At 73.5% G+C, this 15,935-nt stretch carries 12 protein-coding genes; 5 read left to right on the top strand and 7 right to left on the bottom strand.

Features of this window, described 5'->3' with window-relative positions; genetic code table 11:
* Positions 1–42: 42 nt before the first annotated feature.
* Positions 43–171, top strand: coding sequence for a hypothetical protein (locus AB0G10_RS29650; protein WP_360928827.1), 129 nt, complete (start codon positions 43–45; stop codon positions 169–171).
* On the opposite strand, the gene AB0G10_RS29645 is transcribed toward AB0G10_RS29650, so the two are convergent.
* The 5 genes from AB0G10_RS29645 to AB0G10_RS29625 form a co-directional block, all read right to left on the bottom strand.
* Positions 172–843: an ABC transporter ATP-binding protein gene (locus AB0G10_RS29645; protein WP_360928824.1), complete on the bottom strand. Its 672-nt coding sequence runs from the start codon at positions 841–843 to the stop codon at positions 172–174. It lies immediately after the preceding gene.
* Positions 840–1,781 (bottom strand): ABC transporter ATP-binding protein, encoded by a 942-nt coding sequence (locus AB0G10_RS29640; protein WP_360928821.1) that lies wholly within the window; start codon positions 1,779–1,781, stop codon positions 840–842. Before AB0G10_RS29640 ends, AB0G10_RS29645 begins: the two co-directional genes overlap by 4 nt.
* Positions 1,778–4,429, bottom strand: a complete 2,652-nt coding sequence (locus tag AB0G10_RS29635) for an FtsX-like permease family protein (protein WP_360928819.1) — start codon at positions 4,427–4,429, stop codon at positions 1,778–1,780. Before AB0G10_RS29635 ends, AB0G10_RS29640 begins: the two co-directional genes overlap by 4 nt.
* The gene (locus tag AB0G10_RS29630) at positions 4,426–7,359 is read right to left on the bottom strand and encodes an FtsX-like permease family protein (protein ID WP_360928816.1); all 2,934 of its coding nucleotides are present in this window, start codon (positions 7,357–7,359) and stop codon (positions 4,426–4,428) included. The genes AB0G10_RS29635 and AB0G10_RS29630 overlap by 4 nt, the downstream gene beginning before the upstream one ends.
* Positions 7,360–7,455: 96 nt before the next feature.
* Complete coding sequence (locus tag AB0G10_RS29625; protein WP_360928813.1) at positions 7,456–9,357, bottom strand: hypothetical protein; 1,902 nt, start codon at positions 9,355–9,357, stop codon at positions 7,456–7,458.
* Positions 9,358–9,414: 57 nt separating this feature from the next.
* Here AB0G10_RS29625 and AB0G10_RS29620 point away from each other — a divergent pair, with 57 nt between their 5' ends.
* Together AB0G10_RS29620 and AB0G10_RS29615 are read left to right on the top strand one after the other, a co-directional pair.
* The gene (locus AB0G10_RS29620; protein ID WP_360928810.1) at positions 9,415–10,188 is read left to right on the top strand and encodes an ABC transporter ATP-binding protein; all 774 of its coding nucleotides are present in this window, start codon (positions 9,415–9,417) and stop codon (positions 10,186–10,188) included.
* On the top strand, positions 10,185–12,275 hold the full coding sequence (locus AB0G10_RS29615) for a hypothetical protein (protein WP_360928807.1): 2,091 nt from the start codon (positions 10,185–10,187) through the stop codon (positions 12,273–12,275). The genes AB0G10_RS29620 and AB0G10_RS29615 overlap by 4 nt, the downstream gene beginning before the upstream one ends.
* Positions 12,276–12,427: 152 nt before the next feature.
* Here AB0G10_RS29615 and AB0G10_RS29610 read toward each other — a convergent pair whose 3' ends face one another.
* On the bottom strand, positions 12,428–13,852 hold the full coding sequence (locus tag AB0G10_RS29610) for a hypothetical protein (RefSeq protein ID WP_360928804.1): 1,425 nt from the start codon (positions 13,850–13,852) through the stop codon (positions 12,428–12,430).
* An 87-nt stretch (positions 13,853–13,939) separates the two neighbouring features.
* Here AB0G10_RS29610 and AB0G10_RS29605 point away from each other — a divergent pair, with 87 nt between their 5' ends.
* Together AB0G10_RS29605 and AB0G10_RS29600 are read left to right on the top strand one after the other, a co-directional pair.
* Positions 13,940–15,082, top strand: coding sequence for a HAMP domain-containing sensor histidine kinase (locus AB0G10_RS29605; RefSeq protein WP_360928801.1), 1,143 nt, complete (start codon positions 13,940–13,942; stop codon positions 15,080–15,082).
* Positions 15,079–15,735 (top strand): response regulator transcription factor, encoded by a 657-nt coding sequence (locus AB0G10_RS29600; protein WP_360928798.1) that lies wholly within the window; start codon positions 15,079–15,081, stop codon positions 15,733–15,735. Before AB0G10_RS29605 ends, AB0G10_RS29600 begins: the two co-directional genes overlap by 4 nt.
* Here the strand turns inward: AB0G10_RS29600 and AB0G10_RS29595 are convergent.
* Positions 15,720–15,935 (bottom strand): hypothetical protein (locus AB0G10_RS29595; protein ID WP_360928795.1); only part of this gene is annotated, 216 nt, incomplete at its 5' end. The two genes, AB0G10_RS29600 and AB0G10_RS29595, sit on opposite strands and share 16 nt — an antisense overlap.

Genomic DNA, 15,935 nt, shown 5'->3' with positions numbered 1-15,935 from the left:
CAGCGTCAGCGTTCAACATATGTTGAAGTCAAGGAGGCACCCATGAGCGTCGCAGCACTGCCGTTCGTCCTGACCGTCTCCGAGGTGGCCGCCGCGAGTGGCGTCGCCTCCTCGGCCGTCCGGTTCTACCTCGGCGAGATGCGCTCGGGCGCCCGGCTGTGTGAGCTGTAGTCAGGCGAGGCGGCCGTCCCGCAGGGTGATGACGCGGTCGGCGCGGTCCATCAGGGCCGGGTCGTGGGTGGCGACGAGAGCGGTCATGCCGCGGGCGTCGACGACGGCGCGCAACAGGTCCATGATGGCGCGGCCGGTGTCCGAGTCGAGCTGGCCGGTCGGCTCGTCGGCGATCAGGAGTTCGGGGTCGTTGGCCAGGGCGCGGGCGACGGCGACGCGCTGCTGCTGGCCGCCGGAGAGTTCGCCGGGACGCTGGGCGGCCTGGCCGCCGAGGCCGACGAGCTCGAGGAGCACCGCGACCCGTTCGTCACGGTCGGCGGGGCGGCGCCTGGTGAGGCGCATCGGGACGCTGACGTTCTCGGCCGCGGTCAGGATCGGGATGAGGCCGAACGACTGGAAGACGAACCCGATCACGTCGCGGCGCAGCTCCAGCAGCTCCTGCTCGCCGGCGCCGGTGACCGGGCGGCCGGCCACCGTGATGGTTCCGGTGGTCGGGCGGTCGAGGCCGCCGATCAGGTTGAGCAGGGTGGTCTTGCCGGCGCCGGAGCGACCCCGGACCGCGATCAGCTCACCCTTGGCGACCGTGAACGACACGTCGCTGAGCGCGTGCACGGTCCGGTCCCCCGAGCCGAACTCCCGGCCGAGCCCGGCCACCTCGACGACGTCGCTCACCGCTGCTGCTCCCCCGGCTGATCGGGACGGACTTCCACGTGGTCGGGCTCCAGGTCCAGCCGCACTCGGTCGCGCAGGCTCAGGGCCTCCACGAAAGCGGCCGGCAACTGCAGGCGACCGGCCCGGTCGAGGACCGCGTACTCCTCCGAGACGTGCTCCTCGGAGCCGTCGGCCGCGATGCGCGCGGAACGTCGTACCTCGGAAGCGGTCTTGCCGTCCCGGATGGCGACCGCGCGGCGCACCTGGCCGGCGACGTTCATGTCGTGGGTGACCACCACGACGGTGACGCCCAGTTCGGCGTTGACGGTGCGCAGCGCGCCGAAGACCTCGTCGGCGGTGGCCTCGTCGAGCTCGCCGGTGGGCTCGTCGGCGAAGAGCACCTCCGGGTCGTTGGCGAGGGCCACCGCCACGGCGCACCGCTGCTGCTCGCCGCCGCTCATCTGGGCCGGGCGGTTGCCGGCGCGGTGGGCCAGGCCGACCATCTCCAGGAGCTCGCCGGCGCGTTCCCGGCGGCGGGCGCCGGCCAGTCTCATCGGCAGCTCGACGTTCTCCCGGGCCGACAGGTAGGGCAGCAGGTTCCGCGCGGTCTGCTGCCACACGAACCCGACGATCTTCCGGCGGTACTCGAGGCGTTTGCGCGCGTTCATGCCGAGCAGGTCGTACCCGGCCACCCGGGCCACTCCGGCGGTGGGCTCGTCGAGGCCGGAGAGGATGTTGAGCATGGTCGACTTGCCGGATCCGGACGCGCCGACGACCGCGAGCAGCTCGCCCCGATCGACGACGAGATCAAGACCTTGAAGAGCCACAACCTCAACACCTTCGGTACGGAAGATCCGCACCAGCCCGTCGCAGACGATGTGCCCGCTGAGCCGGTCGGCGCCTCCAGCACGGGCCGCGGCCCGTTCGGCGGCCCGCGACTCCAGGTCGGCCAAGCTCATGACTGCTCCTCTCCGAGCCGCAGCACCGAGCCGAGGCGCAGGCGGCGGTTGGCGACGTCCTCGACGACCAGGGCGGCGATCACGGCGAGGACCGTGACGGCCAGGACCCCGGCGGCGAGCCACGGGTCGGCGCTGACGTCGGCGGGCACTCCGGCGGTGAAGTCGTCGAGGCCCAGCGCCGGCGCGATGATCGCGGGCAGCGCGGCCCCGGCCAGGGCGCCGGCGAGGACGGCGACCCCGAGCAACGGTACGAGCTCGTACACGAGCAGCCGCCGCCCCTGCCCGGTGGACAGCCCCAGGGTGCGCAGGCGGGACAGGGTCCGGCCGCGGGCGGGCGCGCCGGCCAGCACGGTCAGCGCCACGGCGAGCAGGGCGAGCGCGGCCGCCGACACGAGACCGGCCACGAAGGTGAGGCTCAGGACCCCGTCGACGCCGCGTTCGTCGAGCGAGCTCCGGTAGGCCTCGCGGGTGGTGACGGTGGCCGGCATGTTCAGCTCGAACGCGTCGACCTCCCGGCCGGTGGCCTTCAACGTCTGCGCCTTCTGCCCCTCGTCGGCTACCTCACGCACGGTGGCGGCGTCCCAGCCACTGCCGTCGACGAGGATCCGGTTGGGGACGAGCGGCTGGAAGTCCGGCACCGGCATGGCCTGGCTCGGCAGCACGATGAACTCGCGGACCGCGGTGCTCAGCCCCGGCGCGGTGTCCTGGACGGCGGCGACCGTGAACTCGTACCGGCGTCCCTGGATGTCGACGGCGCCGCCCTGGCCCACCCGCTGGGCCAGCCGCGGCGAGACGATGGCCGGCACGACGTCCGACCTCGGCGCGGTCGTGAAGCCGGCCGGCAGGTCCAGCCCGGAAGCCGGGTCCACGACCATCGCCTGGACCTGGGCGATCAGCGTGCTCTGCGCGGGGCGTACCTCGGCAGCCGACACCAGCAGCAACGGCGTGGCCCTCTCGACGCCCGGCAGCCCGGCGATCGTCGCCGGCGTGTCGACGGCGAACGAGAAGCCGGTGACCACGGCGTCGGCGGGCACCGCCAGGTCGGCGGCGCGGTCCCGGCCATGGCTCACCGTGGTGGCGACGGTTCCGGCGAAGATGCCCGTCGCGATCGCCACGACCAGCACGCTGAGCGGCCAGGACCGCAGCGGCGCGCCCCGCCCGGCGCCGGCCAGCCCGAGGAAGGCGACCGCGCCGCGGGCCCGGGCGGCGAGCCGGCCGGCCACCCGTAGCGGGTACGGGATGAGCCGCAGCGCGATCAGCGAGGCGGCGACGGCGAGCAGCACCGGCACGGCGACCAGGTACGGGTCGACGCCCGCCCCGGCGTCGATGCCCCGCTGCCGGACCAGGTAGGCGCCACCGGCCGCCAGCGCGATCAGGAACACCTCGAACGTGATCCGGCGGGGCGAAGGCCGGCCGGCGGTCAGGTCCCGCCGGTGGCCGGTGAAGTCGGGGCGGCGTGCCCCGGCCGCCGCCAGCACGGCCGGCGCCAGCAGGCCGAGCAGGGCGAAACCGACGATGAGCAGCGGCTCCCCGGTGTCGGCGCGGCCGGGGACCAGTGTCCCGGCCAGCCGGCCGAGCAGGGCCGCCGGCAGCACGACGACCAGGGTCTCGGCGACGGTCCGGCCGGCGATCGCGAACACCGAGCCGCCCCGGGCGCGGATCAGCGCGTACTCGCCGCGCCGCCGGTCGGCGGCGAGCCGGGCGGCCAGCAGGATGAGCCCGGCCATGGTGGCGAGGATGCCGGCCCTGATCACGGCGAGGACGGCCTGGACCGAGCGCAGCCGCTTCTCGAACTCGGCGAGCGTGGTGTCGACGCCGCTCTGGAAGCCGGTGTTCTCCGGCGGGTGCCGGCGGGCCTCGGCCACCGCCGTGGTGAGCGCGGTGACCTGGTCGGCGGTGAGACGCCGCTCGTCGATCCGGTAGCGCCAGGTCTGGTTCAGCTCCTTGGCATCGGCGCGGACCCGTTCGGCCCCGGCGAGATCGGTGAGCAGGGTCGCGCGGTACCGGGTGTCCTCGTCCGCCGACGGGCAGGCGACCCGGGCCAGGCGCATGTCGTCCCAGAACGGCGATGCCGGGTCGACGGGGTCGTAGCGGCCCACCACCCGTACCGTGGCCACGCCGGACCTGGTGTTCAGTGTGACCGAGTCGCCGATCTTCAGCTCGAGGGCCTTCGCCTCGTCGGTGCCCACGATCGCCTCGGCCGAGGTCCGGGACGACCGCGGGAGGCGGCCCTCGACGATCCGGGTCATCTCGCCGCCACGCAGGCTGACCTGCCGACGGACCCCGACCAGTGTCGGGCAGGCCGCGAGGTACTGCCCCGCGATCGCGGCGTTCGCCGGGGCGACCTGATCGGCGAACCAGCCGTCGCTGATCAGCGCGGGCAGCGGCGCGGGCAGGCCCGAGCGGATCTCCTCGAGCAGCCGGCTGCGGTCCGGGCCGCCGAACGGCTGCGGCTCCAGGTCGGGTGTCCAGCGGAACGTGAGGTCCCGGGAGCTGTACGCCAGCTTCGCGATGTCGGCCCGCAGACCCTCGTCGGTGGCGCCGTTCGCGAGGCGGCCGGGCCCCGACGCCAGGAAGGCGGCGAGCGCGACGAGTGCCGCGAGCAGCGCCAAGTGTCCGGCGTACGCCCGTACACGGCCAAGGATCATCGGTCTGCCCCCAAGCGCAACCGCGCCGCCGGAAGCCTGCGTGCCGCCGAGGCCGCGGTGCTCGCGCTCAGCGCGAGCGCGATCGCCACCAGCAACGCGACACTGCCCGTGGTGGCGAGCCAGGCGACGTCGAGCACCGGCACCGGAACCGGGCGGACCGCGGTCGGCGTCAGGATCAGCAGCGGCGCCATCGCACCGGCCACCAGCAGGCCGACGCCGAGACCGGTGAGCGCGCCGACACCGGCGAGGAACGCCTGCTCGATGACGAGCGAGCGGGCGAGCAGGCGGGGACCGGCGCCGAGCGTGTGCAGGATCGCCAGCTCGCCGGCCCGGCGGGCGGCGGTCGCGCGGGAGTCGGCGGCGATGCCGGCGGCCGCGAGCAGGACAGCGCCGAACGCCGCGAGGAACAACGCCACCCGGGCGCCCGCGCCGAACGGGTCCTCGGCCGCCGACCGGGCCAGCTCCCGCCGGTCGAGGATCTCGGCGCCGGCGAGACCCGCGGTGCCGGCCGGATTCCCGCTGATCCACCACTCGGAGGTGCGCGGCGCGATGCCGTACGCGGTGAAGAGGGACGCGTCGAGCGCCGGTCGATCGGCCAGGATCGCCGCTCCCCCGCCGGTCCCGGGCACGCGATCGATCACGGCGACCACCTGGATCGGCACGCTCGCGCCACTCACCGACATGAAAGCGGGCCGGCCGGGCTCGACGTTGAGCTCGGTGTACGCGTTCCGGGTCATCGCGACCGGCACCGGTTCGCGCACCAGCGCCGGGGTCACCGCGAAGCCGCCGGTCATGCGCAGCGCGCCGTCGTCATCGGCCACCCGGCTGGTGCCGCCGCGGGTGATCGCCGACCACGTGCCCTCCTGTCCGGTGATCCGCCAGCTGATATCGGTGTCCGGTGGTCCCTGGACGAGGAAGCCGGCGAGTCCCTGCTCCGTGGTGGTGATCGTGGACTTCTTCCGGTCGGTGCTCACTCCGAGATCTCGGCGGCGGCCGTCCTTGAACACGGCGAACGTCCGCACCGGACCACCGGTCGTCGTGATCACGCCAGGGCGGAGCTCCCTTTCGGATATCTCCGATTTATGGGTACGGGCCAACGCGTCCAGAAGCCTGCCGGGCGGGCCGCCCATCGCGTCCTTCCGGGCGATCATCACGGACCTGGCCGCGGCCGTGTCGATCGCGACGAGATCGGCCGGATCGCTGCCGGCGGTCAGCGGGACCGACTCCCGCCACGCCGGAACCACCTCGCGGACCCCCGCCAGCGCCCGGAGTTGCTGCTCCCGGTCGTCGGGGGCGGCACCACCCTCCTCGACGACCCGCACATCCGCGCCGACCCGCTGCTCCGCCTGGTCCTGGATCGAGCCCTCGGTGGTGCCGGCCAGCGTCCACGAGACCGTCGCGGCGGCCACCGCCAGGGCCAGCATCACCATCGGTCCGGCGTGGGTACGGCGACCGGCCTGCCAGGTGCCGAGCAGCCCCGCGCGGCTGACCCCGCGGCCGAGCCGGGCGGCCACGAACCGGGCGATCGGCGGCAGCAGGCGTACCGCGAGGACCGCGCCGGTCAGCACGCCGAGCGTCGGGGCGGCCGCGAGCAGCGGGTCCACGCCGCCGAAGCCCGCGCCGACCGGAGACGAGTACTGTCGCAGCTGGAGCCAGCCGAGCACGGCCAGCGCCACCACGACGACGTCGAGGCCGGCTCTGCGGAACATCGAGAGGCGGCCGCGGCCCGCCGTCTCGGTGACGTAGGTGCCGGCCTTGCGCAGCGCCGGGACGGTCAGGGCCAGGACGCCGCCGGCCGCCGCCAGGGCCGCGATCAGCCACACCGGGGCGGTCAGCCCGGGTTCCAGGGTCGTGCCGGGGATCGGGATCCGGCCCACCAGCAGGACCGCCAGCGGCGGGGCGATCAGGGCGGCCGGCAGCACGAGCACGAACGCCTCCGCCGCGGCGAACCCGGCCAGCTGCCGCCGGGACGCGCCCCGGGCCCGCAGCAGGGCGGTCTCCGGGCGGCGGGCCTCACCGAGCAGCAGCGCCACCAGGGTGAGGGCGTATCCGCCGAGGACGGCCAGCAGGAGCACCGGCGTGACCAGGGCGGATCGGCGTACCAGGTCGGCGCGGTCCAGCCGTTCGGCGAGGGCCGGCAGCCCGGTCGTGATGGTGGCCGAGGCGCCGAGCCCGGTCTCCGCCGGCAGGCGCGCACCGACGGCGGCGGCCTCGTCGGCCGTACGGGCGACGAGCTCCCTGGTCGCGCCGGTCAAGTCCGGCCGGGCCAGCCAGCCCGCTGAGGCGCCCTGGGTGAAGCCGTCGTCGAAGGCCTCGCGGGTCACCACGATCGGGCCGTGCGTCGAGGTCTGCGGCAGGCGGCCGGCGAAGACGTCCGGCAGGAGCAGCCAGAACGGGTCGGCCTGGTCCCTCGGGCGCCAGACGCCGGACACCTCGATCGCGACGATGCGGTCGGTGCGGCGGTCCACCAGGCGCAGGGTGTCGCCGGCGGACACCCCCAGCAGCTGGGCCACCGGTTCGGCGAGGGCCGCCTGCCTGCCGGTCGGCCACTGCCCTTCGCGCAGGTCGGCGTGCCCGGGAAGGTCGTCGAGGCTCACCACGTCGGCGTAGACGACGCCGTTCGCATCGGGGGACGTCCCGGCGCCCGGGTCGGCGATCGCCCAGCCCGAGGCGTAGGAGGCGCTGCTCACCGTGGCGGTGCCATAGGCCCTGCGGACGGCATCGTCGCGGCCCTCGGCGGCGGCCCCGCGGATCAGCACGGAACGCTCGGCCGGGGCGGCGGACGCCACGGCCGCCTGCACGCCCGCCTCGGCGGCGGCGCCCGCGTACGCGGTCAGGCCGGCCAGCAGCAGGGCGGCGATGAACATGACGGCCGCGCCGGCGGCCAGCAGGCCCTTGGCGGCGGCGGCGCGCCGGAGGATCAGCGCCATGGGCGGCCGGGGTCGAGCATGGTGACGGATCTTGCCACATGGGAAGGGAGCCGGTGTGTCCCACCGGCTCCCCTGCCCGCTTTTGCTTCTTTTCCGTTACGGCTGGCTTCGGGGGCTCTCCGGGACCAGGGTGTCGATGAACTCGTGCGGGTCGTGCGCGTCGGTGGTGCGCCGGGCCTCGTCGGCCTCCGCCTTCAGGGTGCTCGCCACGCCCGCGCCGTCGACGCCCGGAATGCCGGACACCGTGTCGTACGCCTTCTCGGCGAGCGCGTAGGCGGCCCGGTATTCGTGCGACGCGAAAGCCTTGGAGGCGAGCCCGAGCAGAGCGTCCGCCGTACGCAAAGCGGTCTTGCCCTTGCCCTGTGGCACCGTCGCGGCGAGCCGGTTCGCGGCCTCCCAGTAGGCGGCGGTCAGGAAGCGGTCGCTGTTGTCCCGGTCGAACTGGCTGAAGTCCCAGTTCACGTCGATGTAGCTCATGATCGAGTTGTTCTCGTCGCCGGCGTTGACGAAGTAGAACTCGCCGCCCGGGCCGTAGGCGACGCCGGTCGTGCTGTCGTAGCCGTCGTGCGGGTGGCTCATGCCCAGGTGGTGGCCGACCTCGTGGATCTGCGTGGTGGTCAGGCCGTAGCCGCTCTCGACCACCTCCGGGGAGATGAACGAGAACACGTAGGACTGGTCGCCGGTCGTGTAGTCGTCGTCGGCGAACCCGAGCGCCGGCACGCCGACCCCCTCGCCGACCGCGTAGTTGAACAGCGGGATCTCGTAGTCGACCTTGCCCTGGTCGTCGAGCGCGCGGTCCAGGTTCTCGCGGTTGTAGAGGTAGAGGTTCGCGAACGCCGGGTAGCCGCTGCCGGGGTAGCAGGAGACGTCCTCGAGCAGGCCCAGGTAGCACTCCTCGGCCCGCGCGTCGTACGGAAGATCCTGCGTGTCGTAGCTGAACCTGTTACGCCAGCGCAGCTCGGCGAGCTCGGCCTTGAGCAGGCTCGGCGTCGTGTACTGCTCGCTCGCGTCGACGCCCGGCCAGCCCTCGTAGGTGTTGTCGTCGAGGTTCAGCGTCTTCGGCGGCTCGGCCGTCGGCAGCTCCACCGGGTAGAGCGGCGACGTGGTGAAGAGCAGGTTCAGCGCCACGTACCGGGTGATCTTGCCGAGGTCGCCGGCCAGCGCGGCCGGGCTACGGAACCCGTCAGCCGCGTACTCCCAGGTCGGCGGCATCCGGTAGTCGACCACGCCGTCGCCGTCGAGGTCCGGGTTGTCGACGTCGTAGTTGCTGGTCCACGACTCGGGGCCGGCCGACAGGTCGTGGAACCAGACCCGCCGGGTCGCGCCCAGGCCGGTCTCCTCGTCGTCGGCGGTCGTGCCACCCCACGCGATGACCTTGCGGGAGTCGCGGATCGCGCCGAAGTCGTAGCCGGTGTCCGGATCGGGCTCGCCGGTCTTCGTGTAGACGTGGTGCTTGAAGTCGGAGCGGCCGTACCAGTTGATGAAGTAGACCGTGTTGCGGCGGGTGTCGACGCCCTTCGGCGGGTTGAAGGCGAGCCACTTCTCGACGCTCGGCGCATCGATGAAGTTGTTGTCCGCGATGTCCAGCACATTATTGGCCTGGTCGTTGTAGGCCTGCTGGTAGGTGGTGAGCGCGGCGGGTTCGGCGAGGCTGCTCAGCTTCCCGAAAAACCTATTTTCGTACGATTTATCAGCATAATTGACTTTGTAGTCGTACTTGTAGGTGATGCCGAGTTTCTCGGTCACGCCGTAGGACAGCCGGGATCGCACCACCGGCTCGTAGGACGGGGCCAGCTCGGCCAGGAAGTCGCTCTTGGCGACCTGCGACTGCTCGTAGCCGACGAAGACCACGTTGACCGGGACCTTCTCGACCAGGCGGGGCTGGCCGCCGGGATTCAGGTAGGCCAGGCCGGGCTTCGAGTGCGCGCCGGCGGGTCCCGCCGAGGCCGCTACGAGAGCCGCGACGAGAGCTATCACGAACGGGCTTCTCCTTCTCATGTGGACACGCTGCCATCTACCCCCACCGATGTGAAGAGGGTCGGTACAGTCACCTGCGTGTCGATCAACGCCCTCGAGATCCGCCGATTGGTCAAGACCTTCGGGACGTACCGGGCGGTGAACGAGGTCGATCTCACCGTCCGCGCCGGCACCTTCCACGGCATGGTCGGCCCCAACGGCGCCGGCAAGTCCACGACCATCGGCATGGCGGTGGGCCTGGTCGTCCCCGACGCCGGCACGATCCGCATCCTCGGCCACGACGCCCTGCGCGACCGGGGCACGGCCCGCGCCCTGACCGGCGTCCTCCCCGACGGCCTCGACCTGCCGGAACGTCTCACCGGCGCGGAACTGCTCCGCTACAGCGCCGGCCTGCGCGGCCTCTCCCGCCGTGCCGCGGCCGCCCGCGTCGACGAGCTCGTCGAGGTCCTCGGCCTGGCGAAGGCCGCCGGCACACCCCTCGCCGACTGCTCGACGGGCACGCGCAAGAAGGTCGGCCTGGCCCAGGCGCTCCTGCACGCTCCGCGCCTGCTGATCCTCGACGAGCCCTTCGAAGCCGTCGACCCGGTCTCCGCGGCCACCATCCGCCGGGTCCTGGCACGCTTCGTCCAGGGCGGCGGCACCACGGTCCTCTCCACCCACTCGATGCTCCTGGTCGAGCAGATGTGCGACGACGTGACGGTCATCCACCAGGGCCGCGTCGTGGCAGCCGGCCCCGTCACGGAGGTGTCAGCGGGCCGCCCCCTGGAGGACCGCTTCGTCGAACTGGTAGGAGCCGACCAGACAGGCGAAGCCGGCCTCGACTGGCTGACAACCCCGAGCGAGCCCCGGTGACCCACTCCCCCGACCCCCACCCCGCGGCGTCGCCCCCAGCCCAGCCCTCCCCCGACCCCCACCCCACGGCGTCGCCCCCAGCCCAGCCCTCCCCCGACCCCCACCCCGCGGCGTCGCCCCCAGCCCAGCCCTCCGCGGCTCCTCGACCGGCCTCCTTCCCGCCCGGCTCTCAGCAGGCCCGGCTCTCACCCGGCCCCCTGGTCACCGCGCTGAGCAAGGCCACCGTCCCCGCCCGGATGCGCGCGACCATGCTCCGCCGCTCCCTCCGCGAGAACCCCGGCCCCGCGGTAGCCGGCCTGGCAGGCCTGGTGGCGGCCGCCTGGCTGATCAGGTACGCCCACACCGGCGACCAGCACACCCTCTCCATCCTGGCCGGCAGCTGGGTCCTGGGCTGGATCGTGCTGCCCCTGCTCCTCGGCGGCGGCCGCGGCCGGGTCCGCCCCACCCACCTCCGCCTCGAACCGGTGGGCAGCCTCACCGCCTCGACCGGGCTCCTCGCCGCCTCAGCGGTCGGAATCGGCCCCGCCGTCTCCCTCCTGGCCCTCTCGGCTCTGCCGGTCCACGCCGCCCGGTACGGCCCGGACTCCCTCCTCCTGACAACGTTCGGCGCCCTCCTCCTCTGGCTGTTCGGCCTGATCGGCTCGGCGGTGGCCCTCGAAGCGGTGGGCCACGCCGGCGGCCCGGCAGGCGCCCTCCTGACCGGCACGTTCACCGGAGCCGTGATGGGCGTTCTGGGCTCGGTCTGGGCCGTGGCGCCCTGGGTCACCTTCCTCCTGGCCGTAGGCCCACCCGGCGAGGTCGTCCAAGCCCTCGAATACGTCCCCAGCAGCTGGCCCGTCTCCGCAGTCACCGGCCCGCCCGACCGTGCGGCCCGGATGCTGACCGGCCTGCTCCTGCTCGTAGCCCTGGCCTTCCTCACCTACCACCTCCTGGTCCGCCGGGTCCTCAGCACAGGTCTCCCCTTCCGCCCCCGCCTGGCGCGCGCCTCCTCCCCGGCCACCGATGCCGCCGGCACCCCTTCCCCAGCCGGTCGCCCCGGCCCGCCGGCGGCCACCACCACGCCACCCACCCGATTCGCACTCCCGGCACCGACCCGCGCCGTGGCCGTCCGCGAACTGCGCACCTGGCTCCGCCATCCCCTGCGCCTGCAATACCTCGCCTTCGCCGTCGTCTACGGCGCCCTGCTCGCCGGCCTCCCCGTCCTCGCCCAGATCGACTTCCTCCTCCCCTGGGCCGGCCCGCTCGCCGTCCTCTGGGGCGCCGCCATGTCGTCGGGCATGGCCGGCCTCGACGGCACCGCCCTCTGGATGCCACTGACCACTCCGGACGGTGAGCGCGCCGAGGTACGCGGCCGCGCCCTCGCCTGGCTCCTCCTCTTCACCCCGATCGGCCTCCTCCTCACCACGATCGGCGCCCTGGCGGCACCCGGCACCAGCGCCCTCCTCGCCTTCACCGCCCTGCCGGCGGTCCTCGGCGCGGGCACCGCCGTACCGGTCTGGATCGCCCTGCTCCGCATCCGCCCGGTGGCCGACCCGCGCCACCCCACCTCCGCCGACAACCCGACCGACATCGTCAGCGTCCTGGTCGCCGCCGGAGCCGGAGTCATCGCCGCGGCCCCCGCATTCGCCCTCCAGGTCTGGGGCCCCGACGTCCTCCGCGGACCGGCCCTGCTGCTCGGCGTGGCCTGCGGCGTAGCCGCCTGTTACGGCGGCCTCTGGCTGGCCGACGATCGGCTCGGCCGGCACGGCGCCGAGGTGCTGGCCGCGGCCGGCCAGCGCACCAGGCCGCCCACCGAGGCGATCCCGATGAGGTGGGACGCCGACTGGTACCGCGAGAACCGGGCGACGGCCTGGGCTCTGATCCTGCTGACCGCGGGCTGGATTCCGGTGATGCCGCAAGGTGTCATGGTCGTGGCCTTCGGTGTCGACGGTGGCTGGATCATCGCCTCCCACTTGCAGGGCGGCGCCAGGACGGCGGTGGCCCTCGCGATGATCGCCCTGGGCGGCGCCATGCTGCTGGCGGGCCTCGTCCTCTGGGGAAGGCGATCATCCGGTCCGGCAGTGATGAGTGCCGGAAGCGGTCGGTGACGTGTTCCTGGTGAAGCGGCAACGTGCCGGGCGAACCGGGGCTTGCCCGCGGCCGCCCGGCAACGCCGCCCGCGCCGAGATCGGCGTCCTGGCGGGGTCATCGAACAGCGGGTGGTGATGGCGATCGGCCGGAGCCGGTCGCCGGGTCGTCGTCACCCATCCGCGGAGCGTCTCGGCGAGCGGTCGAGCGAAGACGCCCGGCGGGCAGCCGGCGGCCGGCCCGGCGACCGTCGTCTTCGGAGGATCAGGGCGAGAAGGACCGGATAGGCGCAGAGCACCAGCAGCCCACCCCACCACGGCAGCGGGAAGTAACCGGCGGAGGGCGCGTAGTGCGCGGTCACCTGCGGGAAAGCGACAAGGGTCTGCCCGGCCGCGAACCCCGCCGCCGGAGTGACCCGCAACAGCCACTGCGCGAGCGGGTCGGGCAGCAGCGGGACCGCGGTGACGGCGTAGGGCACGACGACCAGCACCACGCCGGCCAGCACGGCCGCCCAGCGCCGCCGGAGCAGAACCCGCAGCTGCCACGCGAGGACCGCACACGCCGCGAACACCACCCCGAGGCCGATCGCCACCCGGGGCACCGGGACGACGACACCCACCCCGATCAGGCCCGCGAGGAAACTCGCGCCCGCGAGGAAACTCGCGCCCGCGAGAGCGAGCAGACCCCGCCCGCCCCCGCCACGCCGGTCGGGCCGGCCGCGCGGGCTGCCGTACCCGATCCACGACGGCACGCCCGGCGGCGCCGCCGAAGCGGCGGCCACCAGCACGACGACGATCGCGACCGGCAGGCCGAGCAGCGCCGACCGGGACGCGGGCGGTCCGTCCTCGCCGAGCGGGCCGATGTCGCCCGTGCCGCTGACCGTGATCACCCCGCCCGCCTCGACCGCCCCGGACGCGCGATGGAACCTCTCCCAGTCGGTCCGGTTCATCTCGCCCACCGCGTCGCTGCGCCACGGGCCGCCCGGGCTGACGTTGTCGAAGACGCCGACGGCCTGCGTGAACCGGACCTCCTCGACCGCGCCGCCGAGCATCACCCCACGCAGGGTGAGATCGCCGGGCGAGGTGGCGAAGAGCCCGATCCGAGCCGTCTCCGGCAGCCCGCCGATCCGGGCCGAGCCCACCGTCTCCCACCGCTCGCCGTCGGCCGACTCGAAACCGGTCACGGTCTCACCCGAGCGGGTCAGCCGCAGCCATCGCGGCGCCTGCTCGGAGACGCCACCGGGCCGCCCGGCGACGTCATGGCGATAGTCGTGCTGGAACCGGACGCCGTGGTCGCCGGTCATCATGACGGCCGCGTAGGGCGAGCCCCGGCGCACGCCGTCCTTCACGATGATCCCCACCTTGGCCCAGGGCACCAGCCCGGACACGATCTCGTCGTGATCCGGAGGTGGATAGGTGATCGTCCCCGTCATCCCGGTCAGCCGGACGGTGAGGCTCCCCTCCGGACCGACATCGCGATGCAGGAACCAGAACCGGTCGGCGACGCCTTCTTTCTCTCTCCCGCTCGCGGAGAGCAGACCCGGCACGACGACGGCGAGAACCGCGACGGCCAGTGCGACGATGCTCCTCTTCCTCATGCCGATCGTTTGTACGCACCCCGGCATGACACCAGCCGAACAAACTCTGTCATGCCCCTGTTATGTCCCTCCGGGCATCCTGGTGCCATGTTCAGCCTCCGCGGCGGGACCGTGAGCGCCCGCTTCACGATCCTCTACGCCACCGCGTTCCTCGGCTCCGGCGCCACTCTGCTGGCGCTGGCGTTCCTGCTCGCCGGCACCCGGGTCACCAGCGTCGCGCCCACCGGCAGCCCCATCGCGCCGCCCTCCGTGCAGGATGATCGCCAGCTGGCGCAGAGCGCGGCGGTGGCACTGCTCATGATGGCGGCGGTCTCACTGGTGAGCGGCCGCATCCTGGCCGGGCGCGTGCTGCGGCCGCTGCGCACCATCACCACGGCGACCAGGCGCATCACGGCGGAGAGCCTCGACCGTCGCCTGGCCGTCGCCGGTCCGGCCGACGAGGTGAAGGCGCTGGCCGACACCATCGACGACCTTCTGGAGCGTCTCGAGGCCTCGTTCACCGCGCAGCGCCGGTTCGTCGCCAACGCCTCCCACGAGCTGCGCACTCCGCTCGCGACCATGCGCGCCTCACTGGACGTCGCCGAGGCCAAACCCGATGCCGCGCCCTCGACCGTGGCGCTGGCCGGCCGCCTGCGCACGCAACTCGACCGCGTCGATCACCTCCTCGACGGTTTCCTGGTCCTGGCGAGAGCCCAGCACGGCGTCCTTGCGGACGCCGACACCGTCGATCTGGGTGAGTTGATTGCTGCGGCTTTGAGACAGCGAGATTCAGACGTACGAGGGAAGCACCTCACCGTCGACATCGAAGTCCCGCCCTCGACCACCACCCGGGGCAGCCCCGCCCTGCTCACCCGGCTCGTCGAGAACCTGATCGACAACGCCGTACGCCACAACGAAGCCCACGGCTGGATCCGCGTGACGGCAACCCGGCTCAGCAGCGCGAACGGCGCGTCCCGTGCCGACGCGGCGGCGTCGGGGAGGGCGGAGTCGGTGGTGCTGACCGTGGAGACGGGCGGCCCACGGCTCGACCAGCACGAGGTGGACCGCCTGACCCAGCCGTTCGAGCGACTGAGACGGGACGGTCCGCGGCACGACCGGGCGGGCGGCGGCTCGTCGGGGCTCGGACTGTCCATCGTGGCCGCCGTGGCGGCGGCGCACGGCGGCGACCTCGGACTGACCGCGCGAGCCGGCGGCGGCCTCCGGGTCACGACCACCCTGGCGGCGTCATGAGGGTGCTCGTCGTGGAGGACGATCACGACCTCGCCGAGGTGGTGACGGAGGGGCTGACCGACACCGGGATGGCCGTCGACGTGGCGTACGACGGGCTGGCCGCAGCGGAGAAACTGGATCTCGCGCCCTATGACGTCGTCGTGCTTGATCGCGATCTGCCGGGGCTGCACGGCGACGTGCTCTGCCAGCAGATCACCGACCGCGCGGAGCGGCCGATGGTGCTGATGCTCACGGCGGCCAGCGCGCCGGGTGACCGGGTCAGCGGGCTCACGCTCGGGGCGGACGACTACCTGTCGAAGCCGTTCCACTTCCCCGAGCTCATCCTCCGGATCCAGGCCCTCGCCCGGCGTCGCCCCGACGCCCGGCCACGCACGCTGCGAGTGGCCGGAATCGAGTTGGATCCGGTACGCCGGACAGTGTTCCGAGATGGGAGGAGACTCGCGCTCTCGGTGAAGGAGTTCGCGGTGCTGGCCGAGTTGTTGCAGGCCAGCCCGGGCTTCCTCAGTGCGGAGACGCTATTGGAAAAGGTGTGGGACGAGAACGCCGACCACTTCACCAACACGGTCACCGTCACGGTGGGCCGCGTCCGCCGCAAACTGGGCGAACCGCCGGCGATAACAACCCTGCCCGGAGTCGGCTATCGCGTGTCCTGACCACCAGCCCAGCGGCCCAGCCCGGCGCAGCCACCCAGCCGGGCGCAGTCACCCAGCCGGGCGCAGTCACCCAGCCGGGCGCGGCCACCCAGCCGGGCGCGGCCACCCAGCCGGGCGCGGCCACCCAGCCGGGCGCGGCCACCCAGCCGGGCGCGGCCACCCAGCCGGGCGCGGCCACCCAGCCGGGCGCGGCCACCCAG

Origin of the sequence: Actinoplanes sp. NPDC023714 (assembly GCF_040639855.1) — a bacterium.
In the GTDB taxonomy this organism is placed as follows: domain Bacteria; phylum Actinomycetota; class Actinomycetes; order Mycobacteriales; family Micromonosporaceae; genus Actinoplanes.
This window is presented reverse-complemented; position numbering and strand designations above follow the sequence as displayed.